We start from the raw sequence: 237 nt of genomic DNA on the forward strand, positions 1-237 counted from the left end.
CTGGAAGAAGAGATGGGTGGTAAGAAAATGGGCTTGGCTGCGAGTTCGGGTACTGGTATTAAAGCGGTTTCTTGGGCAGGTTCGAAACGTTTGGTAGGTGGAGGAGTGGAGTATGGAACTGATGATAAGGGTAAGAGTGTTAGATTGGTAGAGAAAGGTAATATGATGAAATTTAGTGAAGGTGGGTTGAAAAAGTGGGGATAGGAAGTGGGTGAAGAAGAGTTGGGTGAGAAAGTA

Annotated in this window: 1 pseudogene; it reads left to right on the forward strand. The window is 44.7% G+C overall.

From position 1 onward, the window contains the following. Window positions 1-204, forward strand: a pseudogene (locus FS628_RS30945) (NADP-dependent isocitrate dehydrogenase); the annotation flags it as partial. Window positions 205-237 lie beyond the last annotated feature (33 nt).

Source organism: Paenibacillus xylanexedens (assembly GCF_007676705.1).
Classification (GTDB): Bacteria; Bacillota; Bacilli; order Paenibacillales; family Paenibacillaceae; genus Paenibacillus; species Paenibacillus xylanexedens_C.